The sequence below is a fragment of the Kitasatospora sp. NPDC088346 genome (assembly GCF_044740765.1).
GTDB lineage: Bacteria > Actinomycetota > Actinomycetes > Streptomycetales > Streptomycetaceae > Kitasatospora.
Genome location: NZ_JBIURH010000005.1, coordinates 209,258 through 233,184, shown reverse-complemented (window position 1 = coordinate 233,184; position 23,927 = coordinate 209,258). Strand labels below are relative to the sequence as shown.

The 23,927-nt window shown below is 74.9% G+C and carries 16 protein-coding genes and 1 pseudogene; 4 read left to right on the top strand and 13 right to left on the bottom strand.

Annotated features, from left to right (window positions below; genetic code table 11):
* Positions 1-12: 12 nt before the first annotated feature.
* The 5 genes from ACIOFR_RS10370 to ACIOFR_RS10350 all read right to left on the bottom strand — a co-directional run bounded on the left by ACIOFR_RS10370 (position 13) and on the right by ACIOFR_RS10350 (position 6,300).
* Entirely contained in the window at positions 13-2,034 is a 2,022-nt protein-coding gene (locus ACIOFR_RS10370; protein WP_400994499.1) for a protein kinase, read from the bottom strand.
* Positions 2,035-2,172: 138 nt separating this feature from the next.
* Positions 2,173-2,436 carry a dsRBD fold-containing protein gene (locus ACIOFR_RS10365; protein ID WP_400994497.1) on the bottom strand — a complete coding sequence of 88 codons (264 nt, stop codon included), beginning with the start codon at positions 2,434-2,436 and terminating at the stop codon, positions 2,173-2,175.
* A gap of 147 nt (positions 2,437-2,583) precedes the next feature.
* Positions 2,584-3,222: a hypothetical protein gene (locus ACIOFR_RS10360; protein ID WP_400994495.1), complete on the bottom strand. Its 639-nt coding sequence runs from the start codon at positions 3,220-3,222 to the stop codon at positions 2,584-2,586.
* Between the two features lie 208 nt (positions 3,223-3,430).
* On the bottom strand, positions 3,431-6,172 hold the full coding sequence (locus ACIOFR_RS10355) for a M28 family peptidase (protein ID WP_400994493.1): 2,742 nt from the start codon (positions 6,170-6,172) through the stop codon (positions 3,431-3,433).
* On the bottom strand, positions 6,169-6,300 hold the full coding sequence (locus ACIOFR_RS10350; RefSeq protein ID WP_400994491.1) for a hypothetical protein: 132 nt from the start codon (positions 6,298-6,300) through the stop codon (positions 6,169-6,171). Before ACIOFR_RS10350 ends, ACIOFR_RS10355 begins: the two co-directional genes overlap by 4 nt.
* 287 nt (positions 6,301-6,587) lie before the next feature.
* On the opposite strand from ACIOFR_RS10350, the gene ACIOFR_RS10345 reads away from it, so the two are divergent.
* Positions 6,588-8,012 (top strand): helix-turn-helix domain-containing protein, encoded by a 1,425-nt coding sequence (locus ACIOFR_RS10345; protein WP_400994489.1) that lies wholly within the window; start codon positions 6,588-6,590, stop codon positions 8,010-8,012.
* A gap of 37 nt (positions 8,013-8,049) precedes the next feature.
* Here the strand turns inward: ACIOFR_RS10345 and ACIOFR_RS10340 are convergent.
* The 4 genes and pseudogenes from ACIOFR_RS10340 to ACIOFR_RS10325 all read right to left on the bottom strand — a co-directional run.
* A pseudogene (locus ACIOFR_RS10340) lies at positions 8,050-8,677 on the bottom strand (RraA family protein); the annotation flags it as partial.
* Between the two features lie 49 nt (positions 8,678-8,726).
* Entirely contained in the window at positions 8,727-9,314 is a 588-nt protein-coding gene (locus ACIOFR_RS10335; RefSeq protein ID WP_400994487.1) for a hypothetical protein, read from the bottom strand.
* A gap of 37 nt (positions 9,315-9,351) precedes the next feature.
* Positions 9,352-10,932, bottom strand: coding sequence for a phytoene desaturase family protein (locus ACIOFR_RS10330; RefSeq protein ID WP_400994484.1), 1,581 nt, complete (start codon positions 10,930-10,932; stop codon positions 9,352-9,354).
* A gap of 68 nt (positions 10,933-11,000) precedes the next feature.
* Complete coding sequence (locus ACIOFR_RS10325; RefSeq protein WP_400994482.1) at positions 11,001-11,672, bottom strand: enoyl-CoA hydratase-related protein; 672 nt, start codon at positions 11,670-11,672, stop codon at positions 11,001-11,003.
* Between the two features lie 208 nt (positions 11,673-11,880).
* On the opposite strand from ACIOFR_RS10325, the gene ACIOFR_RS10320 reads away from it, so the two are divergent.
* Positions 11,881-13,713 carry a glycoside hydrolase family 15 protein gene (locus ACIOFR_RS10320; protein ID WP_400994480.1) on the top strand — a complete coding sequence of 611 codons (1,833 nt, stop codon included), beginning with the start codon at positions 11,881-11,883 and terminating at the stop codon, positions 13,711-13,713.
* 23 nt (positions 13,714-13,736) lie between these two features.
* Here ACIOFR_RS10320 and ACIOFR_RS10315 read toward each other — a convergent pair whose 3' ends face one another.
* Positions 13,737-14,579: a hypothetical protein gene (locus ACIOFR_RS10315; protein WP_400994477.1), complete on the bottom strand. Its 843-nt coding sequence runs from the start codon at positions 14,577-14,579 to the stop codon at positions 13,737-13,739.
* A 208-nt stretch (positions 14,580-14,787) separates the two neighbouring features.
* Here ACIOFR_RS10315 and ACIOFR_RS10310 point away from each other — a divergent pair, with 208 nt between their 5' ends.
* The gene (locus ACIOFR_RS10310) at positions 14,788-15,795 is read left to right on the top strand and encodes an NADP-dependent oxidoreductase (protein WP_400994475.1); all 1,008 of its coding nucleotides are present in this window, start codon (positions 14,788-14,790) and stop codon (positions 15,793-15,795) included.
* 43 nt (positions 15,796-15,838) lie between these two features.
* Here ACIOFR_RS10310 and ACIOFR_RS10305 read toward each other — a convergent pair whose 3' ends face one another.
* Complete coding sequence (locus tag ACIOFR_RS10305; protein ID WP_400994472.1) at positions 15,839-16,474, bottom strand: TetR/AcrR family transcriptional regulator; 636 nt, start codon at positions 16,472-16,474, stop codon at positions 15,839-15,841.
* A gap of 162 nt (positions 16,475-16,636) precedes the next feature.
* Here ACIOFR_RS10305 and ACIOFR_RS10300 point away from each other — a divergent pair, with 162 nt between their 5' ends.
* Positions 16,637-17,932, top strand: a complete 1,296-nt coding sequence (locus ACIOFR_RS10300) for a YncE family protein (protein WP_400994469.1) — start codon at positions 16,637-16,639, stop codon at positions 17,930-17,932.
* Between the two features lie 79 nt (positions 17,933-18,011).
* Here ACIOFR_RS10300 and ACIOFR_RS10295 read toward each other — a convergent pair whose 3' ends face one another.
* Together ACIOFR_RS10295 and ACIOFR_RS10290 are read right to left on the bottom strand one after the other, a co-directional pair.
* Positions 18,012-22,268, bottom strand: a complete 4,257-nt coding sequence (locus tag ACIOFR_RS10295; protein ID WP_400994467.1) for a hypothetical protein — start codon at positions 22,266-22,268, stop codon at positions 18,012-18,014.
* Positions 22,269-22,284: 16 nt separating this feature from the next.
* Positions 22,285-23,820: a hypothetical protein gene (locus ACIOFR_RS10290; protein ID WP_400994465.1), complete on the bottom strand. Its 1,536-nt coding sequence runs from the start codon at positions 23,818-23,820 to the stop codon at positions 22,285-22,287.
* Positions 23,821-23,927: the final 107 nt, after the last annotated feature.

Below are 23,927 nucleotides of genomic sequence, written 5' to 3'. Positions count from 1 at the left end.
CGGGGTGGGGCCTCAGGGACTGCCCGAGGAGATCCAGACCTCGATGGTGCCGCCCGGCGTGATGCGGGTGCCCGAGGCCGGCTCCTGCCGGACCACCTGGCCCGCCGGCCAGAGGGCGTCCGGCACGGTGTGCTCCTCCAGCCGGACGCGGGCGATCTCGGCGCAGAGCCGGGCGTCCGCGGTGCTCTTCAGTTGCAGGAACGGCGCCTCGGGCTGTTCGGCGGTCGCGTACAGGTCGCAGCCGCCCAGCGGGCCGACGGCCCGGGGGTCGCCGCCGCTGGAGGTCCAGACCTTGACCGTGCTGCCGGTGGACACGTCCTGGGAGCGCGGCTCCTGCCGGGCGATCCGGCCGGCGGGCGTCAGCGGGTCCTGGAGGGGGCCGGCGTCCTCCACGGCGAGTCGGGCGATGTCCGCGCAGACCCGGGCGTCCGCCGCGCTGAGGCCCTGCAGCCAGGGGACGGACACCTTGCCGTGCCGCTCCTCGACCTCGCACTTCTCCAGGTCTCCGGTGGCCCTCGGGTCCCCGCCGGTCGACACCCAGACGGTCACGGTGCCGCCCGGCCGGACGGTCCGGGACGCCTCCGGCTCCTGCCGGGTGACGGTGTCCTTGTCCTGCCGGGTGCCGCGGGCCTCCTTCTGATCGAGGGTCAGTCCGGCGATCCCGGCGCAGGTCCTGGCCTCGGCGGGCGACATGCCGGTGAACGAGGGCGGGTTGTGCTCACTGCCGGGGACGGAGGCCGGGTCGCACCCGGCGTACGCCCCGGTGGCCCGCGGATCCGGGGTCCTGGGGGCGCTGCCGAACAGGTGCGGCACCCCGAACGCCCCCGCCGCCAGCAGGACCGCCACGGCGGGGATGGCGACCAGCGGGAGGGGCCCGCGCCGCGGCGCGTTCCGGCGGACCCGCACGCGCACCCCCGCGTCGGCGTCGGCGGCCCCCGCGTCGGCGGCCCCGGCGCCGGCCGGCCCGCTCTCGCCCGCTCCCGGGGGTGCGACGGCGACGGTCTCCGCCGTGACGGTGACGGCGTGGTGCGGCGGGAGCTCCGGACCGCACCGGCGGTCGCCTTCCCCGGCCGGCGGCTCGCCGGTGGCGATCCGGCGCAGCTCGGCGGCCATCTCCCCGGCGCTGCGGTGCCGCTGCTGCGGGTCCTTGTGCAGGGCGCGGGCCACGACGGCGTCGAGGGCCGGGGGCAGCTCCGGGCGGGTGGTGGACGGCGTCGGTGCGGGCTGCTGCACGTGCTGGTAGAGCACGCTCATCGTCGACTCGCCGTCGAACGGCACGCTGCCGGTGACCAGTTCGTAGAGCATGCAGCCGACCGAGTAGAGGTCGGAGCGGGCGTCGGCGGGCCGGCCCAGGGCCTGTTCGGGCGAGAGGTACTGCGGGGTGCCGAGCACGGTGCCGGTGCGGGTCATCGCGGTGGCGTCCGACTGCAGGGCGCGGGCGATGCCGAAGTCCATCACCTTGACGGTGCCGTCCTCGGTCACCATCACGTTGGCCGGCTTGATGTCCCGGTGGATCAGCCCGTTGCGGTGACTGTGGTCGAGCGCGTCCAGGACGGCGGCCGTCAGGGCGAGTGCCCGGTCCAGCGGCAGCGCCTCCCGTCCGGTGCCGTCGGCGCGCGCCCGGAGGAGTTGGCGCACGGACCCGCCCCGGACGTACTCCATCACGATGTACGGGACGACGTCGCCGTCGTCGTCGGTGTCCTCGCCGCTGTCGTGCACCGCGACGATGTTGGTGTGGCCGAGGGCGGCGACGGCCCTGGCCTCCCGGCGGAACCGCTCGCGGAAGGACGGGTCCCGGGCGAGGTCGGCGTGCAGGGTCTTCACCGCGACGGTACGGCCGAGCACGAGGTCGTCGGCCCGGTACACGGACGCCATGCCGCCCTCGCCGAGCGGTGACCGCAGGACGTAGCGGCCGTTGCCGACGGACCGGATCGGCCCTGCTGCGTGCACCTTCGTGGTCCCCTCGACGTCCGTCGCCCCCGCCCGGCCGGGCGTCCCCGTGCGGTGACGGCCGTCGTCGGCCGTGCTGCACATGACAGGCGACCGTACCGGTCGACCGGCCGCCGAGTCGAACTCATAAGCCCACCAGGGACGTTCGCGTGCGCACGTCCCCTCCCCGGCCGGGACTCGGGCGCCCGGGGCGAGACCTGGCCGGGGTCGGTGGATGAGGGGTCAGTAGATGAGGTACGCGGGCCGGTGCCCCTCGTCGGCGATCTCGCCGTCCGCCTGGGACCTCAACCGGTGCGAGAGGTCCTCCAGGGCGCGCGAGGCCGCGAGCTCCTCGCCGATCCGAGCCAGCGGCCGGTCGTCCACGCTGCGGGTGGACTCGCCGTGCCCGTGCAGGCCCGGCGCCTGCGGCCCGACCAGGGTCGCCTCGCAGACGGTCTGCACACCGTCCTCGGCGAAGCTCAGCTGCACATCCCACTGATTCTGCATGACGGCCTCCAGACGCCGCCCCCCTGCGCTGCGCTCTCCCACCAGCCTGCGCCCGGGCCCCCGCCGACCGCAAGGCACCGCAGGGCGCCGCGGGCCCGGCCGGTGCCGGGACGGACCGGGCTCCCGCGGGCGGGAGCCCGGCGCCGGTCAGAGCCCGGTCGTGGTCGGCCGGAGGATCACCGGCGGCCAGGGACGGACGAGCTTGAGCCGGAAGTCCACCGTCACGTCGTCCACCAGGAAGGGCACCCGGTTGGAGGCGTCCTCGACCACGAGGAACGACAGGTTCACCTGCTGGTCGGTCGAGGCGTAGAAGGCGTCGGGGAGGGTCACGGTGACCTTCTCGTAGGCGCCGTCGGCGTCCTTGTTGGTACGGCTGGCCAGCAGGTACGGCGTGCCGTCCGGCGCGGTCGCCTCGACGTCCAGCTCGCGGTAGGCCAGGGTTGCCGGGGTCTGCGGGTCGATCCGCAGCCAGAAGCTGAGGACCGGCACGCGGTGGGCGGGGACGGTCACCTGCTGCGATATGCGGTTCACCCCGGTGAAGCCGCGTCCGCCCAACTCGGCCTTCCAGGAGCCCGAGTGGGCGGGACGGGCCGAGGAGGAGTTGATCAGCGGCAGGCCGCCGAACGGGGTCGAGAACTGGTTCCAGCCGGTGCTCCCGGCCTCGAAGCCGGGGTTGGTGACGCCGGTCGGGGCCGCCTGCGCCGACGGTGCGGCGAGCAGGCCGACGGCCGCCGCCATGACGAGCGCGGAGGCCGCGCGGCGGGTCCTCGGGAATCGGGGGGTCATGTGTCTCCTGCGTGGGGTGGTGGCGCGCCGGGGTCGCCGCAGCCCGGGGCGGGGTGGCCCCGCCGGGAGGTGGGCGATCCGGGGAGGCCGGTCTCCGGTCCGTCCGGCCCGCAGGGACTCTACCGCCGGCCACCGACACCGCTCCGGGGGCGGGCGCGCGGCCGTGCCGCAGCCCGTCCCCGACGGGCTGCGGCACGGGTCGGTCCGGTCAGAGGCGCTGCCACAGGGCCGGGACGACGGGCGGTTCCCACCCGGTCTGGGCCTGGTGGCCCTGGAGGCACCGGTAGCTGACGCCGTTGTAGGTGACCACGTCGCCCGCCCGGTAGACGGTGTCGGCCGCCCAGGTCCCGGTGCCGGGCCCGCTCCCGACGACCAGCGAGTACGTGGTGCCGTGGGCCGCGGTGCCGGTACCGGTACCGGTACCGGTCACGGTGACGGTGTACGTGCCGGCGGCGGTCGAGGCGCCCACCGAGACGGTCATCGTCGAGGCCGACCCGGACTGCACCGAGGCCGGCTCGAAGGACACCGTGACGCCGCTCGGCTGCCCGGAGGCGGTGATGTTCACGTTCTGCGCGGAGCCGGAGGTGGTGGCGGTGGAGACGGTCGCGGTGGTGGTGGCGCCGGGTGCGGTGGTGCCGGTGGCCGGGTTCACCGTGAGCGAGAAGTCGTCCGCCGGGGCGGTGCCGCCGACCGAGGTCCTCCACAGGGCGTAGGCGACGCCGTCCGCGCTGCGGTTCAGGACGGTGGCGCCGACGTTGCCGGTGGTGTCGCAGGACTGGTGGTAGCAGGAGTCGTACGCGCGGTTCGCGGTGCCGCCCCACTTGGCCGCCTGCGCCGAGGACTTGACCGCGCTGGCGCCCGCCGCGTACCCGGAGGTCGGGATGCCGGCCTGCTGGAACGAGTAGTCGTCCGAGCGGCCCTGCCCCTCGACGTTCTCCTCGGGCTGCAGGCTCAGCGAGTCCCAGTAGGCCTTCAGCGGTGCGGCGGCGGCGGAACCGAGGTTGTTGACGAAGTAGCCGGCGTTGGGCGAGCCGACCATGTCGAAGTTGTAGTAGACCTTGACGGCGCTGCGCTGGGCGGACCCGAGCTGCGCCACGTAGTGGGCGCTGCCCTGGAGGCCCTGCTCCTCGCCGGTCCACCAGGCGAACCGGACGTGCCGGGTGAGGGTCGGGTTGGCCTGGGCGAGCGCGAGCGCGTTCTCCAGCAGGACGGCGGAGCCGGAGACGCTGTCCAGGTGGGCGCCGAACATCGTCACCTGGTCGGACGGGCCGCCCGGCCAGTCGGCGATCAGGTTGCTGGAGACGTACGTGCAGGAGGTGCAGGACTGCTCGGTGACGGTGTAGCCGGCGGCCTGCAGCCTGGCCTTGACGAAGGCGACGGACTGGGTGTGCCCGGCGCTGCCGGCCCGGCGGTTGCCGCCGTTCTGCGAGGCGATGGTGTTCAGCTGGGTGAGGTCGGCCTGGACCTTGGCCACGTCGATGTCGGGCGCGCCGCCGCCGGGGTTGCCGCCGCCGCCGACCGTCAGGGTGTACTGCGCGGTGTGGGTCGCGCTGCCGGCTCCGGTCACGGTGAGCTGGTAGCTGCCGGCGACCGCCGCGGCGGATGCCGAGACGGTCATCGTGGAGGACGAACCGGCCTGCACCGAAACGGGGTTGAAGCTGACGGTGACGCCGCTCGGCTGCCCGGAGGCGGTGAGGTTCACGGTCTGCGCGTTGCCCGAGGTGACGGCGGTGGTCACGGTGGAGGTCGCCGAGCCGCCGGGCTGCACCGAGCCGGCCGCCGGGCCGAGCGCGAGCGAGAAGTCGTTGCTGCCGGACGGCGTGCAGGCCGGGTCGCCGCTCTGCGCGGGCACGCTGACCGCGTCCCAGGCCGCCTTGGCCCGGTTGAACATGGTGCAGCCCGGGTCGAGGTTCTTCGCGGCCGTCAGGGTGGCGGTGCGGTAGCGCTTGTAGGTCATGCCGCTGGTCTTGAGCAGCATGCCGCCGTAGAAGACCCGGCCCGCGTCGCGGATACCGATCCCGGTCACGGAGCTGCTGTTGCAGGTGGGGCTGGACGGCTTGCCGCCGCCGGGCGCGGAACCCTCGGCGAGCAGGTAGAACCAGTGGTTGAGCGGGCCGGCCGCGGCGTGCTCCTCGGTGGTGGGGATCGACGCGGAGTAGCAGTTCGGGTTGCCGCCGACCTGGGAGGGGTTGTACATCACCCGGATCGGCCCGCTGCCCACCAGGTTGATCATCTCGCCGACGGTGTAGTCCGGCGCGTCGTACGGCGCGGGCTCGTTGGCGTACGCCTCGGTGAGGGCGCCCATGATGTCGCCGGTCGCCTCGCCCAGGCCGGACTCGTTGTTGGCACCGCCGGGCGTGTACTGGTCGATGCCGTGGCCGAACTCGTGGCCCACGACGTCCATCGCGGCGATCCACTCGTTGGCGTTGTTGTGGCCGATCGAGATCGAGGAGCCGTCCCAGTAGGCGTTCACGTCGTTCAGGCCGACCTTGACCGGCCAACTGCCGCCGTTGCCGTTGTGGCCGTTGCGGCCCAGCCAGTCCCGGAGCATGTCCCACTCCTTCTGCGCCGCCCACATCACGTCGGCGCAGCCGGTCTCCTTGCTGGTCGCGCTGCCGGTGCCCCAGGAGTCGCCGGACTTGGAGAACACCTGGCCGCTGCTGTAGTCGGCGCAGCTGAGCCCCGGCCGGGCGGGGTCGCGCAGCGAGTACGTGGAGCCGGAGGCGGTGGTGCTGATGGTGAGGGGGGAGGGGCCGTTCCACTTGCTGGTGATCGTGCCGGCCCGGACGTCGTCGTAGCTGTCGACCACCTCGCCGGTGCGGGCGTCGACGAAGACGTGCGGGTGGCTGGGCGCGGTGGCGGTGCGGCCGGTGAGCACGGTCTCCCAGGCGAGCCGTGCGCTGCCGTCCTTGACCCGGACCACCAGGCGGTGCGAGTCGACGCCCGTCACGGCGGCGAGCCGGGCGCGCGAGGTCCGCTCGGCGTCGGCGGCGGTGACCGGGCCGTCAGCAGACCGGACAGGACGGCCAGGGTGGTGCCGGCCGTCAGCAGGCGGCCCTTGCTGGATGGGTGTGGCATCGAGGCTCCTCGGACGTGGGGGTCCTCGAACGCGGACGGTGCCCCGGTGACGATCGGGGAGGAGGTGTCCCGGGGGTGTCCGCGTCCGGGTGCCGGAACCCTCACACGGCGTCATGCCTCGGTCAATGGTCTAGTCATCTCGGGTCAAGCTTCGGCAAGTTCTGTCAAGTGCCCCGCCGGGCAGAATGGTTGAGACCACGTCATGTACGGACCGGCCGCCGTCCAGTACCGTCACGCTCGGCGGCCGGCGACCGCGCCGCCGACCGAGCATCCCGGGGAGGCCATCCGTGCACCCGAGCAGCGTCGACGCACCGGCCCCGGCCGACCCCTGGGAGGCCTTCGGCACCCGGCTGCGCCACTGGCGTCGCCGCGCGGGCCTCACCCAGGCCCGCCTCGGCACCGAGATCGGCTACGACCACACCGCGATCAGCAAGCTCGAACACGGCACCCGCCGCGCCACCCTGCGCCTCGCCGACCGGCTCGACGGGCTGCTCTCGGCCGGCGGCGACCTGCTCGCCGCCTGCCGCGCAGCCGAGGACGGCGCCCCCACCGGCCCGCCCACCGGCGCCCCCAGCGCAACCCCCGCCCCCGCCCGGTCGCCACTGCCGGGCGGCCCGCTCTCCGGGCGGCTGCCGCAGCCGCCCCCACCCGGCTCCCCGCTCCCCACCCGGCTCCCCGCCCACGGCGTGCTCTGCCCCCTGCACGGCGCCGCCGGCTGCGCCGTCCCCCCACCCGAGGACGTCGCCGCCCTGCACGCCGCGTTCTGCGCCGACCCGGCCGCCGCGCGGGGGGCCGGCACCGACACCGTCCACGCGCTCACCGCCCTCCTCGCCGCCCACCTGCGGGCCGGCGAGGACCGTCCGGACCCGGGCGCCGGAGCGGCCGTCGAACACACCCTGCGCGCCCTGGCCCGCCGGCTCGCCGCCGGTGCCGCCGACCCCGGCCCGGCGCTGGCCCGGCTCGCCGCCGAGTACGCCCACGCGGCCGGCGGCCTACGCCTCCAGGACGGCCGCAGCGCGACCGCGATGGCCTGCTTCGACCGGGCGCTCAGCTGGTCCGGGCTGGCCGGCGACCCGGTCACCCAGGTCGCCGCGCTCGGCGACATGAGCACGCTCGCCCGGCTGGAGGGCGACGCCGCCTCGGCGCTCGGCTACGCCCGGGAGATCAGCCGCGCCGCCCCCGACCGGCACTGGACGGGCAGCCTGGCGCAGGTCTACCAGGCCCGCGCGCACGCCCTGGCCGGCGACGTCGAGGCGACGGTGCGGCACATCGGCCGGGCCTGGCTGCACCTGGACCACCTCGACCGCCGCGACGAGTCGGACGCGCCCTGGCTGTCCGCCGACTCGATGCGGCTGCGGGTGGAGTCGGGCGCCGCCGCCGCACTGCGGGACGTCGCCGCGGCCCTCGGCGACCGCCGGCTCGCCCTGCACGCGCTGGACGCCGCCCGCACCGCGCTCCGGCTCCTCGGGCCGCAGCAACTCCCCGCCACCCGGCTGCTGTTCACCCTGAGGATCGCCGACTGCCTGCTCTGTGCGGACGAGCCGCAGGCCGCCCTGGCACTGCTCGGCCCGGCCCTGGACGGCGCCGCGCCGGGGCTGCCCGCCCTGGTCGGCCACGAGCTGCGCGGCGTACGGGAACGGCTGGCCGGCCGGCGCGGCCGCGGCCCGGAACTCGCCGCCACCACCCGGCGGCCGGCCCGACTCGCCCGCTGATCCGTCCCGCGGCAGGGGGCGCCCGCCGTGCTCGGTCCTCGAAGCCGGGCGCGGCGAGGATGCCGTCGATGCGGGCGCGGTGGGCCCGCGCCCGGTCGTCCAGGGACACCGCGGCCTCCTCGGCCAGTCGCGCCCGGGCGTCCCGCAGCACCCCGTCCCGACGGGCCCGCGGGACGACCACCACGCCCTCGTCGTCGGCCAGCACCACGTCCCCGGCGCTGACGCCCACCCCGCCGCACCGGATCCGGCTGTTGAGCGGTTCGACGGCGGCCCTGCCGCCCGCCACCGGGACGACGCCCCGGGCGAAGACGGGGAAGCCCTCCGCCCGTACCTCCGCCAGGCCCGGGATCACCCCGTCCACCACGAAACCGGCGATCCGGCGGCGATTCGGCGGCGCTGCGCGACCGCGCAGACGTTGCCCCCGGCCACCGCGTGGTCCACGTCAGCGGCCTGCACCACGATCGCCGAGCCCGGCTCGGCGCGGTGGATCGCCGCGTGCAGCATCAGGTTGTCGCCCTGCGGGCACCGCACGGTGAACGCCGGCCCCGTCAGCCGCACCGCCGAGGCCCCAGCGGCCGGATGCCGGCGTCCATCACCTGCCCGCGGCCGAGCAGGCAGGCGAGCGTGGTCGGGTGAATGTCCGTGAAACCGCTGTCCTCGCCCATGGGGTGTCGCTCCCTCGTCCCGGTACGGACAGGATCGACCGGACGGGGCCTACGAGCGGTGGGCGACCCGCACCTCCTGCAGCAGCCCCCAGGTGAAGTCGGCCGTGCACGCGCGCGGCACACCCGCGGCGTCGAGGGCCGTGAAGTCCAGCTGCCACCGGGTCGGCGCGCTGCCCTCGCGCGGTACGGCCGTCGGGAAGGCCCCGGCGACGTCCGAGACGACGCAGCTCCACGGCGTGAGGTCGGCGAGGGTCCGCGGGACGGGTGGTGGTGAGCCGGCCGCCCGTACCAGCCACTCGTTCCACACCGGGGCGCCGCCGCCCCCGGGGCCGAGCAGGATCTCGAAGCGGAGCTCCGGCCAGAGCGGCAGCGCCCACTGCTGCGCCGTGCAGCGGAGGTCGCCGATCGGGCGGGCCGCGGTCGCCTGCGGCGGGCCCAGCACCGCGGCGTACCGCCGCGCCCCGGCCGGGAAGCGGGGCGAGCGGATCATCGCCTGCCAGCGGCTGTTCGCCTCCCGCAGGGCGGCCCGGGACGAGCCGAGCCGCCGCACGGCCTGCTCGACCAGCTCGGGGGTGAAGTCCGCCATCCGCCGCAGCAGGACGAGCTGGAACTCGGTGGTCGCGAAGCCGGACACCATGCCGCCAGCGTATCCACCCCCGCCGCCGGGCGGCCGGCTACCGCCCCAGGGCGGCCATCGCCGCGTTGTGGCCGGGGATGCCGCTGACGCCGCCGCCGCGGATCGCGCCGGCCCCGCACAGCAGGACGTTGGGGTGACGCGTGGCCGCGCCCCAGCGGTCCTGCGGGTCGTCGCCGTACGGGAACTGCAGGTCGCGGTGGAAGATGTTGCCGCCCGGCATGCCGAGGTCGCGCTCCAGGTCCACCGGCGTCTTCGCCTCGATGCACGGCCGGCCCAGCTCGTCGCGGGCCAGGCAGTCGGCGAGCGGTTCGGCCAGCTGGGCGTCGAGCGGCGCCAGGACGGCCCGCAGGGCGGCCTCCCGGACGTCGTCCCCGCCGTCCGCGAACAGTCGGGCGGGCTGGTGCAGGCCGAACAGGGTGAGCGTGTGGTACCCCTGCGCCGCGAGTTCGGGGCCGAGGATCGACGGGTCGGTGAGCGAGTGGCAGTAGATCTCCGACGGCCCGGCCGAGGGCAGCCGGCCCTCCGACGCCTCCCGGTACGCGGCCTCCAACTGCCGGTAGGACTCCGCGATGTGGAACGTGCCGGCGAAGGCCTCCCGCGGGTCCACCGCGCCGTCCCTCAGCCGGGGCAGCCGCCGCAGCAGCATGTTGACCTTGAGCTGCGCCCCCTCCGGTGCCGGGTCCCCGAGCTCCTCGCCCAGCAGTCCGGCGAGCACCCGGGGGGCCGCGCCGCACAGCACCTGGCGCGCGCCGACGGTGTGCTCGGTGTCGCCGGACCGGAAGGTCACCTCGGCGTCGGTGCCGTCCGTGGCCACCGCCGTCACCTCGCAGCCGGTGCGCAGCTCGGCGCCGCCCGCCCGGGCCGCGTCGGCCAGGGCGCCGGTGAGCGCACCCATGCCGCCGACGGGGACGTCCCAGTCACCGGTGCCGCCGCCGATCACGTGGTAGAGGAAGCAGCGGTTCTGCCGCAGCGAGGGGTCGTGGGCGTGGCTGAACGTGCCGATCAGAGCGTCCGTCAGGACGATGCCGCGGACCAGGTCGTCGCTGAAGTGCCGTTCCACGGCCTCGCCGATCGGGCGCTCGAACAGCGTCTCCCAGGCGTCCCGGTCCGCCACCCGGTCGCGTAGCCCGTCGCGGCTCGGCAGCGGTTCGGTGAGGGTGGGGAACACCCGCCCGGCGACCTGGCGGGTCATCCCGTAGAACGCCTGCCAGGCCTTGAACTCGCGCTCCGAGCCGGTCAGTTCACGGAAGGCAGCGGCGGTCCTGGCGTCGTCCCCGGCGTCCACCAGCAGCCCGGTCGGCCGCCCGGCCCGGACGGTCGGGGTGTACGAGGAGATCCGCCGCCGGCGCACCTCGAAGCGCAGCCCCAGATCGGCGACGATCTTCTTCGGCAGCAGGCTCACCAGGTACGAGTACTGCGACAGGCGCGCGGCGACGCCGGGGAACGCCTGCGCGGACACCGCCGCCCCGCCGGTGCGGTCCAGCCGTTCCAGCAGCAGGACGCTGCGCCCGGCGCGGGCCAGGTAGGCGGCGGCGACGAGGGCGTTGTGCCCGCCGCCGATGACGACGGCGTCGTAGGACGCGCGGGCGGGCGGTCCCGCCGCCGGATCGGGCTGCATCCCGCCGTCCTATCAGGGTCGTGCGGTGGTTCGCCAGGGGGCGGTCGGTCGGGCCGGTCGTGTCCCGGTCAGCCGAGCGGGATGTCCTGGGCCCGCAGCGCGTCCAGGACCTGCGGGTACATCCGGGTCTTGATGGTGCCGAGGGTCGGGCCCGCCTTGGTGGCGTGGGCGGCGGCGAGCTCGACGGCCGTGCGGCGCACCGCGTCCTCGTCGGCCGTGCGGTCGACGATCGCGGCGGCGAGGGCGTCGTGGCCGCCGTAGCGGCGGGCGGTGGTCATCGCCTCGTGGGCCGCCTGCGGGGTCAGTCGGGCCTGGATCAGGGCCGACATCCCGGCGGTGAACGGGATGTCGATCTCGGCCTCGGGCAGGCACCAGTAGCCCCGGTCGCCGCGCATCACCCGGAAGTCGTGCGCCAGCGAGAACATCGCGCCGGCCGCGAAGGTGTGGCCCTGCAGGGCGGCCACGGTGACCACCGGCAGGGTCAGCAGCCTCGCCAGCAGCGCCTGGACGCCGGTGACGTACTCGGCGGCCCGGTCGGTGTGGGCGAACAGCCAGTCCAGGTCCAGGCCGTTGGAGTAGAACCTGCCGGTCGCCGCGGTCACCAGGGCGCGCGGGCCGTCGGCCTTCTCGACCTCGTCCAGCAGGGCGTCGACGGTGGCGAGCCAGTCGGGGTGGAAGCGGTTCTCGGTGCCCCCGAGGTCGAGGACGTAGACGTCGTCGTGGCGGTCGAGCGTCGGCATGGCGGGGCTCCTTCGCGAGGCGGGTCCGGGTGGCGGCCGCCAGCGGCCGGCACTGGGGCTACCGATCGGTAACTTAGTCGAACCGGCCGCTCCGAGGAAGGTCCCGCCGGCAACCGGCCGCCCGCACCGGGCGGAGCCGTGCTGCGGGCGGCCCCGAGCCGGAGAAGAATCGGAGGCCGGGGGAGCGGCCCGCACTGGGAGGTACCGGGTGAGTGACCTGCCGATCTCCGCCTACGCGCTGCTGTCCGACTGCCACTCCGCCGCCCTGGTCAGCACCGGCGGCTCGGTCGACTGGCTCTGCCTGCCCGCCTTCGACTCCCGCTCGGTCTTCGGCCGCATCCTGGACGCCGAGGCGGGCCACTGGCTGATCAGGCCCACCGCCGATCACACCGTCACCCGCCGCTACCTGGACCGCACGCTGGTGCTGCGCACCGAGTTCCGCACCGACACCGGCACGGTGGTGCTCACCGACGCGCTCGCCCAGGGCCCCGGCATCCGCGGCCACGGCCTCGGCCGGGGCGCGCCCCACCTGCTGCTGCGGGTACTGGAGTGCGTCGAGGGCACCGTCGAGGTCGAGACCGAGTTCGCGCCCAGGCCCGAGTACGGCATGATCCGGCCGCTGCTCATCCCGGTCGCCGCCGGACTGCGCTGCCACGGCGGCCCGGACACCCTCGGGCTGTCCTCGCCGCTGCCCTTCCGGGTCACCGACCGGGCCCGGGCCCGGTCGACGCTGCACCGCGGCGAACGGGCGGCCTTCGCGCTCCAGCACACCCGGGCCGGCGGCACGCCCCGGATGTGGTCGCAGCGGGAGATCGCCGTCTGCCTGGACGACACCGTGCTGGCCTGGCGCTCGTGGGCCGACGCGCACCAGGCGTACCGCGGCCCGTGGGAGGATCTGGTCGAGTGCAGCGGCCGGGTCCTCCAGGGGCTGACCTACCAGCCCACCGGGGCGATCGTCGCGGCGCCCACCACCTCGCTCCCGGAGGCGGTCGGCGGCGTGCGCAACTGGGACTACCGGTTCGCCTGGGTGCGCGACGCCTCGTTCACCCTGGACGCGCTCTGGGTCGCCGCCTGTCCGGACGAGGCCGAGGCGTTCTTCCGCTGGATGGCCCAGGCCGCGGCCAACGCCCCGGAGCACGGCGCCGACCTCCAGATCATGTTCGGCATCCGCGGCGAGCGGGACCTGACCGAACGCGAGCTCGACCACCTCTCCGGCTGGCGGGCCAGCCGTCCGGTCCGGGTCGGCAACGCGGCCTGGCGGCAGCGGCAGTCCGACGTGTACGGCGAGCTGCTCGGCGCCGCCCACCGGCTGCGCGCGTACCTCCGCGGCCTCGACGCCCCCACCAAGCGGTTCCTGGCGGGCCTCGCCGACGCCGCCGCGGCCCGTTGGCGGGAGCCGGACCAGGGCATCTGGGAGGTCCGCAGCGGGCCGCAGCACTTCGTCTACTCCAAGCTCATGTGCTGGGTCGCCCTCGACCGCGCGATCGAACTGGCCGAGGACCTCGGCGCCGGCGACCGGGTGCCGGGGTGGAGCGCCGCCCGCGAGGAGATCCGGACCGCCATCGAGGAGCAGGGCTGGAACGAGGAGGTGGGCGCCTACACCCAGGCGTTCGGCTCCGACCGGCTGGACGCCTCGGTCCTGGTGCTGCCGATCGCCGGTTTCACCCCCGCCACCTCGCCGCGGATGCGCCGCACCGTCGACGCGGTGCGCGAGCACCTCACCAGCCCCGACGGCCTGGTCTACCGCTACCTCGCCACCGACGACGGACTGCCCGGCGAGGAGGGCACCTTCCTGCTCTGCACGTTCTGGCTGGCGCAGGCCCTGGCGATGGCCGGCGACCTGGAGGGGGCGCGCCGGTACTTCGGCCGGGCGGCGGCCGCGGTCAACGACCTCGGGCTGCTGGCCGAGGAGGTCGACCCGGCCCGCGGCGAGCTGATGGGGAACTTCCCGCAGGCGTTCAGCCACATCGGCCTGGTGAACGCGGCCTGGGCGATCTCCGAGGCGGAGGCCGGGCGGGCCCCGGGCCGCCCGCAGGGCTGAGCGAGCGGCCCGGGGCCGGTCCGTTACGGCCGCTCGAAGAGCTGGGCGACGCCGCCGGCCGAGAAGCACAGCGCGCCCGCGAACGTCCCCCAGTTGGCGACGTCGACGTTGACCAGGCTGTCGGTCTCCGGCCGGGTGAAGGCGGCCAGCGCCGAGACCAGGAAGAGCACCGAGCCGAGCTGGTTGACCGCGACGATCCACCAGCCGAGGTCGTGCGGGCGCAGGCGCGGCCGGCCGTGGCAGACCTCCACCAGGGCCAGGTGCCCGGAGGCCAGGAACAGCAGGCAGCCGACCAGGTCGGGGGTCCAGATCAGCCGGTTCACCTGCTGGGCGGACAGCCCCTGCAGGAAGGAGTCCAGCAGGTTGATCCCGAACACCAGCGTCCCGACGAACAGCAGGAAGGTGGACAGCCAGTCGATCCGCAGCGGCTCGTAGCTCCACCACCGCCACCGCCGTGCGACCAGCGGCTCGACCGCACCACCGCGCCGCGGCGCGTTGACCGCCTGGAGCAGCGAGGCGTACCCGCCGGTGGTGAAGAACAGCCCCCCGGCGAAGTACACGGACGCGATCTGGGTGGGCGTGCCGGACCCGGTCTGGGCCACCGCCGCGCCGGCCGCGAACAGCGCGCCGCCGACGGTGAACGCCACCGCCGCCACCAGGTTGAGCCTGCCCAGCCGCCGCAGCACCGCGTCGTCCGCGCTGCGGACGGTCTCGGTCGCGCCGGTCGCGGCCGGTCGCAGGGTCAGTGCCCCGCGCTTGCGCGCGGCCCGCGACTCCCAGACCGCCGAACCGCCTTCCGCCAGCCGCCAGGTGACCCTGGTGATGAAGGGGCCGGCACCTTCCGTACGCCCGTCGGGTCGATCCACCGGTCGAGCGTATCCGCGCACCCGCCGTGGGCCCGGCCCACGCGGCCGAACCCGCACCGAACGGCGGAGCGGGACGTCCCAGGTGGGGGCCTTGGCGGATGACTAAGCGCTTGCTTAGACTGGGGGGATCACGGGACCGCCCGTTCGAACACCGCGGTGCACCGACCCGGGGCCGTCCGCCGGTGCACCGCCAGCCACAGGAGACGCCATGCCGGGAACGAACCGCCAGATCCGCCTCGCCGCCCGTCCGGTGGGCGAGGTGAAGCCCGAGGACTGGGCCCACGTCACCGAGCCGGCCGAGGCCCCCGGTGCGGGCCGGTTCGCGGGCCGGACGAAGTTCATCTCGCTGGACCCGGCCATGCGCGGATGGCTCGACGACCGCCCGTCCTACCTGCCGCCGGTCGGCCTCGGCGAGGTGATGCGGGCCGGGTCGGTGATCGAGGTGACCGAGTCCGAGCACCCGGACTTCCGGCCGGGCGACCACGTGGTCGGGACGTTCGGCGTGCAGGAGTACGTGGTCTCCGACGGCAGGGGCGCCCTCAAGGTCGACCCGTCGGCCGCGCCGCTGTCGACCTACCTGGGGGCGCTCGGCATGCCGGGCATGACGGCCTACTTCGGCCTGCTGGACGTCGGCGCGCTCAAGGAGGGCGAGACCGTGGTGGTCTCCGGCGCGGCCGGGGCCGTCGGCACCATGGCCGGGCAGATCGCCAAGGTCAAGGGCTGCCGGGTGATCGGCATCGCCGGCGGCCCCGAGAAGTGCGCGCTGCTGACCGAGGAACTGGGCTTCGACGCGGCGATCGACTACCGCACCGAGGACGTCCGCGCGGCGCTCCGCACCCACGCCCCGGACGGCATCGACGTCTACTTCGACAACGTGGGCGGCGAGATCCTGGACGCGGCGCTGACCCGGCTGGCGATGCACGCCCGGGTGGTGATCTGCGGCGCGATCAGCCAGTACAACAACGAGACGGCCGTGCAGGGCCCGTCGAACTACCTGTCGCTGCTGGTGCGCCGCGCCCGGATGGAGGGCTTCGTGGTCTTCGACTACGCCCCCCGCTTCCCGGCGGCCGCCCGGGAGCTCGCCGGCTGGATCGTCACCGGCCGGATCAAGGTGAAGGAGCACGTGGTCAAGGGCGACCTCGACGACTTCCCGCAGACCCTGCAGATGCTCTTCCGCGGCGAGAACACCGGGAAGCTGGTCCTGGAGCTGGTCTGACCGCCGCGCCGCGCGCTCCCTCGGCCGCCCGTCCTCCGTGCGATCAGCGGGCGGGCGGCCGGACCACACCGAGCAGCAGCGCCACCAGCTCGTCGACCACCTGGTCGAGGGTGGCCCGGAACTGCCCGGCCGTCCAGTCGTGCAGCAGGCCGTTGACGGCCCCGATGAACGCCGTCGCCGCGATCCGGTAGTCGCGCGGCGCGGCCTCGCCTCGCCGCGCGGCCGCGTCGGCCTCCGCGACGATCAGGTCCACCCAGCGGCTGCGCCGGACCAGCCGGCCGCGTTCCAGCTCCGCGCTCACCCCGACGATCTCGACGAACGCGATCCGCAGCCGCCGCGGGTCGTCCGTGGCGGCCGTGACGTAGGCGCGCAGCACGGCCGCGATCCGCGGTTCGAAGGTCTGGCCGGCGGTGTCGGCGAGGGCCCGCCGGACGGCCCGCTCGGTCCGGTCGTTGACCAGCAGGTGCAGCTGGGTGAGCACGTCCTCCAGGTTGCGGAACTCCTCGTAGAACTGACGGGTCGACAGCCCGGCTGCCTCGCACAGGCCCGTCACCGAGGCGGCCCGGTAGCCGGGCCGGTCGCCGAACTGCTCCAGGGCCGCCCGCAGGAACCGCTCCCGCCGCTCGGCCCGGCGCTCCTGCGCCGACCTGCCGCCGTACGTGCCCGTGGCCTGCCGCACTTCTCCGCCCCCGCCCGGTGGTCCTGCCCGGTGGTCCCGCCCGCCCGTCCGATTGTCCCGCACCGGGGTCTTGTCAGGGCCGCCGCGGCCTCCTTACCGTCGAGTAACGCGATCTGACCAATCGTCTTTTCAGACTTGGCATCCAGCTGCGAAGGAGTCGCGATGTCCCGCTCCGCACACGACCTGCTCCCGGACCGGCGGTTACGGCGCACCCGTGCCCTGATCGCCGCCGCGGCCGCGTTCGGCCTCGCCGCCGCCCTCCCCGCCGCCGCGGGGACGGCCGCCGGCGCCGTTGCGGCGAGCCCGGCCGGGCTGCGGGAGGTGATGTTCGTGGGCAACAACTGGGACGGCACCGCGGACGTCATCGAGTCCACCGGCGCCCTCACCCGGATCGGGCGGGTGAACGTCGTCCCGGACAAGGACGCCCGCCTCGCCGAGATCTACCTCAACCCCGTCAAGCTGGCGTTCTTCCTCGGCATCCGGCTCGGCCCGGGCGAGGGCCACGACCAGTTCGTCGACGACATGTACTCGACGCCGGACGGTTCGGCCGTGGTCGTCTCCCGCCCCAGCTTCGCCGACGTGGTCTCCGTCGACCTCGCCACCGGAGCGATCAACTGGCGCTTCCCCGTGGCGGGTTACCGCTCCGACCACATGGCCGTCTCGCCGGACGGCAAGCGCGTCGCGGTCTCCGCCTCCACCGCGAACACCGTCCACGTGCTCGACATCGGGACCGGGGCCCAGCTGGGGGAGTTCCACACCGGGGACAAGCCCCACGAGAACCTCTTCACCGACGGCGGCACCCGGATCTGGAACATGTCGATCGGCGAGGTCAACACCGCCCTGGACGCCCCCTGGCTGGACTGGACGAAGGGCGACCGCCGGATCACCGTCGCCGACGCCGCCACCTTCCAGCAGGTCAAGGTCATCGACATGCGGGACCGGCTCGACGCCGCCGGTCTGACCGGCCTGTCCGACGCCGTCCGTCCGGCCGTCTTCACCCCCGACGGGACGAAGCTCTACTTCCAGGTCTCGTTCTTCAACGGCTTCCTGGAGTACGACGTCGCCGCGGACCGCATCACCCGGGTCAAGACCCTGCCGAAGTCCCCCGCGACCAGCGAGGACCGCACCACCTGGGTCAACGACTCCCGTCACCACGGCCTGTCCGTCAGCCCGGCGGGCGACCGGCTGTGCGTCGCCGGGACGATGGACGACTACGCCACCGTCGTCGACCGGGCCACCCTCCAGGAGGGCCCCCTGGTGCCCGCCTCCAAGCCGTACTGGGCGACCGTCAGCGGCGACGGGAAGTCCTGCGTCATCTCCGAGAGCGGCGCCGACCAGGTCACCGCGATCGACTTCGCCACCGGCCGGAAGACCGCCTCGGTGGCGGTCGGCGACCACCCCCAGCGGGTCCGGCTCGGCCATGTCGCCCAGGGCTGGACCGGCCCGGCCGGCCGCTGACCGGCCCCGCGGGCCGGCACCGGGTGGAGCCGGCCGCTCCGGGAGTGGTGGACGGCGTCCCCGGGCGCCGTCCTGACGATCAAGCCGTACCGGTGGGCAGGGACGAGACGTCGATCGCGAGGTAGCCCGACGGGGTGCCTGCGACGAGCAGCCCGTGGCCTACCGCCAGTGCCTCGACCCTGTCCGCCAGGGACAGCGTCAGCCCGGTCCGGGTGTGCGGGTCCCAGATCCGCACCGTCTTGTCGATGCCGCCGCTGGCCACGCGCGCGGTGCCGTCGGGCGCGTCGAACGCCACCACCGCGCTCACCCAGTGGTCGTGGCAGGTGAGGGGTGCGCCCTCCAGGGCACCGGTGGCCGGGTTCCAGACCCGCACCGTCCCGTCGCCGCCGCCGACGGCCAGCCGCGGCGTGCCGTCGGCGGCGGCGAACACCGCCGCTGTCCGCGACCCGGTGGTGCTCCCGGTGAGGGGGCCGTCCTCCTGGGTGCAGGTGACCGGGTTCCAGATCCGCACCGTCCCGTCACTGCCGCCGACGGCCAGCCGCGGCGCGCCGCCGGCCGTGGTGACCACCATCAGCGACTCCACCCCCCTGGTGTTTCCGGTGAGGGGCGTGCCCTCCTGGGCGCGGGTGGCTGGGTTCCAGATCCGCACCGTCCCGTCGCCGTCGCCGACGGCCAGCCGCGGCGTGCCGTCGGGTGCGTCGAACACCGCCACCGCACGCACCCAGCTGGTGTGGCCGGTGAGGGGCGCGCCTTCCTGCGCGCCGGTGGTCAGGTTCCAGATCCGCACCGTCCTGTCGTGGCTGCCGGTGGCCAGGCGCGGGGTGCCGTCGGGCGCGGTGAACACCGCCACCGCCAGCACTCCGTAGATGCGGTCGTCGACGGGTTCGCCGTCCTGGGGGCGGGCGGCCGGGTTCCAGATCCGCACCGTGTGGTCCTCGCCGCCGGTGGCCAGGCGCGGGGTGCCGTCGGCCGCGGTGAACTCCGCCACCGCACTCACCCAGTGGTCGTCGCTGGTGACGGGTACCGCTTCCCGGGCACCGGTGGCCGGGTTCCAGATCCGCACCGCCCCGTCGTAGCTGCCGGTGGCCAGGCGCGGAGTGCCGTCGGCCGCGGCGAGCACCGTCATCGCCGCCACGCCGAAGCTGTGACCGGTGATGGTTTCGCCCTCCTGGGTACCGGTGGCGGGGTTCCAGATCCGGACCGTCCCGTCGCCGCCGCCGGTGGCCAGGCGCGGCGTGCCGTCGGGTGCGGTGAACGCCACCACCGCACGCACGACACCGTCGTGGCCGGTGAGGGTCGGGCCCTCCTGGGTGCCGGTGGCGGGGTTCCAGATCCGTACCGTCCGGTCATCGCTGCCGGTGGCCAGGCGCACGGCGCCGTCGGGTGCGGTGAACACCGCCACCGCACTCACCTCGTCGTCGTGGCCGGTGAGGGTTCGGCCCTCCTGGGCGCGAGTCGCCGGGTTCCAGATCCGGACCGTCCGGTCATCGCCGCCGGTGGCCAGGCGCACGGCGCCGTCGGGTGCGGTGAACACCGCCACCGCGACGACTGTGCCGCCATGGCCGGTGAGGGGGACCCCGTCCTGGCTTCCGGTGGTCGGGTCCCAGATCCGGACCGTCCCGTCATCGCCGCCGGTGGCCAGGCGCACGGTGCCGTCGGCTTCGGTGAACACCGCCACCGCGTTCACCTTGTCGGTGTGGCCGGTGAGCGAAGGGCCGTCCTGGGCGCGAGTCGCCGGGTCCCAGATCCGCACCGTCCGGTCCGCACCGGCCGAGACCAGACGCGCGGTGCCGTCGGGCGCGGTGAACACCGCCACCGCGTTCACCTTGTCGGTGTGGCCGGTGAGTTGCAGGTGGAGTTGACGTTGTCGGACTTCGCCGACGGTCAGTTCCGGAAGCCATCCGCGCGGGTTGCGGGGACGTGCCTCGGCCGGGGGCGGGGAGCCTTGGACGTAGCTGGTGCCGAGCCGGCGCCACCAACGGCGCCAGCCGGTCGTGCTGCCCGCCGACTGCTCGGTGGCGGCGGTGTCGCGGGCGTGGTGCTGGAGCAGGACGGTTCCGGCGATGGCCAGGGGCAGCTCGTGGGAGGGCAGGCCGTGGTCGAATGCCGCGGCGGTGACGCTGGTGAGGTCGAGGGCGTCGAGGACGTCGGTGTGGTCGGCGAGGGTGTGCAGAGCTCCGACGGTGTGGCCGAGGCGGGCGTGGGCGGCGAGGTGGTGGCGGATGTAAGGGCTGACGACCGCGGCCGGCGGGGCGGCGGCGTCCTCCTGCGTGCCCAGGCTGTGCCGGCCGTGCCGGGCGAGGGCGGCGGTGAGGAGGGCATGGGCACGAGCCGTGTCCGGGGCGGCGGTGAAGTGTTCGGTGAAGGTGCGGTGGGCGAGGCGGTAGACGCTCCTCTCGTGTTCGTGGTCGAGGGTGAGGTAGGGAGCGGCGTCCCGTAGCAGCTCGGGGATGCTGCCGCCGGTGCCGGTGCCGGTCCGGCTGTCGAGGGCGTCGGCGGCAAGGGCCCAGATGCCGTCCTGGTCGGGCAGGCCGCGGCCCTGGGCGAGGCCGAGGGCACGCAGGAGGGGGGTGTAGTCGGGGTTGGTGCGGTGGAGTCGCTGGAGGGCGCGGGTGAACAACTGGCGGTGGGTGCGGCCGATCAGGGGGGTGGGGTCGGTGAGGAGGCCCGGGTCGTTGAGGAGTTCGTGGGCGGCGAGGCGGGCGTAGAGGAACTGCTGCGGTTCGGCGCCGTGGTGCTGGTGCCGGTGCTCGGTGACGAGGCGGTGGACGGCCTCCTCGATCGTCGTGTCGTCGGCGTCGAGGGCACCGCGGTGTCTGGCGGCGTCGAGCTTGGCGCGCAGGTATCCGGCGAGGGCCTCCGGGTCCTGCTTCACCTCGACGCGTTCGACGTCGGGCTGCGGTTCGTCCCCGTGACGGGTCGGCCGGGGGCGGAGCGCGTCGAGGATGTCGGTGTCGGTGGGGGCGGGCTGGTCGGGGCCTTCGTGGGTGGAGCCGCGGGTGCCGATGACGACCCGGACGGCGGGCAGGGCGGCGAGGGGGCGCAGGAGGAGGTCGGCGATGAGGAGCGGCTGCTCGGCCTCGTCGAGCGCGTCGAACAGCAGCGTCAGCCGGGTCGCCCGTGCGCGCAGCCGGGCGACGGCTCGGGCGGCGAGGACGCCGGGCGGCTGACCGTCGTCGGCCTGCCGGGCGAGGTCGGGCAGGCCGGCGGCTTCGGCGAGGAGCCGGACGGTGCGGGCGAGGGTGAGGCCGGAGAGGTGGGCGACGAGGTCGAACGGGTCGTCCGGGCACGGCACTTCGGCGGGCAGCGCGGTCAGGTGGCCGTGGCGGACGAGGATGTCGCGCAGCTGGGTACGGGTGTGCAGCAGGACGTGGCCGAGGAGGGCCGACTTGCCGGAGCCGGCGGGGCCGGTGACGACGAGGGCGCCACGGGTGGCGGTGGCCAGCCAGCGCAGGATGTGGTCGCGTTCCTCGGTGCGGCCGTGGAAGTACCAGGCGAGTTCGCCGAGTTCGGCGCCGGACGCCTTGGGGAGGAAGTGCCGCTGGTCGTCGGTGGGCAACCGGTCGAGGACGGCCTGGAGTTCGGCGAGCTGGTCCAGCGGCGCGGACACGGAGGTCGCGGCATCGGGGGTGTGACGCACGAGCCGGTCGCTGTGCACGGCCCTGTCGCCGCGGTAGCCGCCACGGAGTTCACGGTCGAGTTCGACGCCGAGTTCGGCGAGGCCGATGGCGGGCTTCCCGCGGAAGGTGATGGTCAGGACGCGGTGGAGGGCGTTGGTGAAGGCGCCGAGCTCGGCGTAGCCCTCGGCGGCGGTGGACAGCAGCAGGTAGCGGCTGGCATCGCGGTACTTCTTGCCGAGGAGGATGCGATGCACCTCCTGGGCGAAGTCCTGGGAGAAGCAGGCGTCGATGACGACGATCGCCCAACTGCCCTCGTTGTCGGGGTGGATCTGGCGGCTGCCGATGGCGCGGGCGACCTCCTCCGGGGAGACTCCGTCGTCGATGGGGGCGGGGGTGCGGTGGTGGGCGAGGTGTTCGGCGCTGCCGTGGCCGACCCAGTAGAGCACCGTGTTGCCGCTGCGGGCGGTGGTGGGCCGTTTCCACTCGCCGAGCCGGTCCTCGACGGCCTGCCGGTCCCGTTCGTCCTCGGGGGCCGTCCAGGTGTTGATGCGCAGGCCGTAGGGGGCGAGCAGGTCGGCGATCGCCCGGACGTGGGCCTCGGTGTCCAGGGCGGGGTGGTGCCGGTAGGCGGTGAAGTTCACCGGGAACAGCTCGATCCCTCCGCCCTCGGGGGGCGGTTCGGTCGTGTTCCGGTCGGTGTCGACGGGTGCGGTCAAGGCGGGGTTTCCGAATTCAGGCGTCGGGTGGGCTGACGAGGACGAGCTGGGTGATCGGTACGTGGTCCTCGGCGTCCAGGGTGACGCGGTACAGGTCGGGCGCGTCGGCGGTGAAGCGGGCGGCGAGGACGCCGTCCGTGCGGTCGGGATCGCGGCGCAGGGTGAGCGGGTGGCCCATGCGGCCGGTGGTGGCGCTGCGGACGGTGAGGCTCACCCTGACCGGGGTGTCGAGGCCGGTGGCGCGGAGGATGAGCGGCTGCCCGAACGTCCCGCCGAGGCGGGGGGTCTCCAGGCCCGGTCCGGCGCTGGTGCCGGAGAGGCGAGGACCCGGGGGGCGTTCCAGGGCGATGTTGCGGAGTTGGCGCAGGACCTCGTCGTGGCGCATCAGGGTGCCGTGCTGGCCGAAGACGTAGGTGAGTGCTTCGGTCCCGCCGGCCTGGGCGGAGGGGGCGTGGACGGTGCCGTCGCCGCGGGTGTCGCGGCGGGCGGGGATGCCGGTGGCCGGGTCACGGACGAGCTCGCCGTCCTCGCCGACGTCGAAGGCGTGGTGCCGTCCGACGGCGACCGCATGCCCGACGTGCGGCTGTTCGTCGAGGGTCTGCACGGTGGCCTGCGCCTCGCCGACGATCGCGCGGTGCCCGGGCATCGCGAACGGGTGCTCCCAGCGGCGGGTGTGTTCGTCGAGCGAGCGGGCGGCCAGGTGTTCGTCGCCGCCGAGCCGGGCGACATCACGGGCGGTGAGGCGGTCGACGTCCGGTCCACGGTCCAGGCAGCGGTAGCCGGGCAGCAGGTCGTGGACGCCCGGCAGGGTCGCCGCCATCGCCTGCACCTGTCGCAGCAGCCCGGCCGGTTTCGCCCCGGCGTGCAGGAGGTTGAGGGTGAGGACGGACTTCGCGGAGCCGAGGAACGGGGTTCCGACGGTGACCACCGCCCGGGTGTCGGCGGCGAGTTCGGGATCCTGCTCCAGTGCGGCCCGCACCACCAGCCCGCCCATCGAGTGGGCGGCGAACAACAGCCGAGGCCGCCGTCCACCGGCCGCCCCCCACCCGGGCCGGGCGGCGACCTGCTCCCGCCAACTGGTCAGGTGCGCGCGGGCCGCGCGCGCGAGCACCGCGCCGTTGTAGGCGACGGCGAGGCGCCAGTCGTACGGGAACGGCGCCACCGCCTCGGGCGCCAGCGCGACCTTCCGCAGGGTCTCGACCACCTCGCCGTAGGGGTCCAAGCCCTCCAGGACGGGAAGCCACCACGGCTTCGCCAGCAGCCCGGTCGCCCGAACGCGGGTCAGCGGCGCCCGCGGGAAGGTGTCGGCGTCGGCGGCCCGCTCCGACTCGTCCGCCCGCAGCGCGCCGAACAGCCCCTCACCGGCCGACGCGTTCGTCAGCATCCCGAGGTCCACGCCCCACAGCGGGCGGCCCGTCGCGGCGTCCCGCAGGACGCTGCCCATGATGCCCGGCACCACGACACACGCGTCCGGCGTCCGATCGTCGAACACCGGCGGCACGCCCGAGTAGGGCACCGCACCGCCGAACCCGCCGTCCCCCATGCTCCCCATGCCACCCGACGATAGGGGAGCAGACCCGCCACGCGTGCGGGCTTCGTCGAGAACGGCCGCACCCCGGCAGCCAGGCCGGCCGCCGACGGATCCGTGTGCCACAGAGG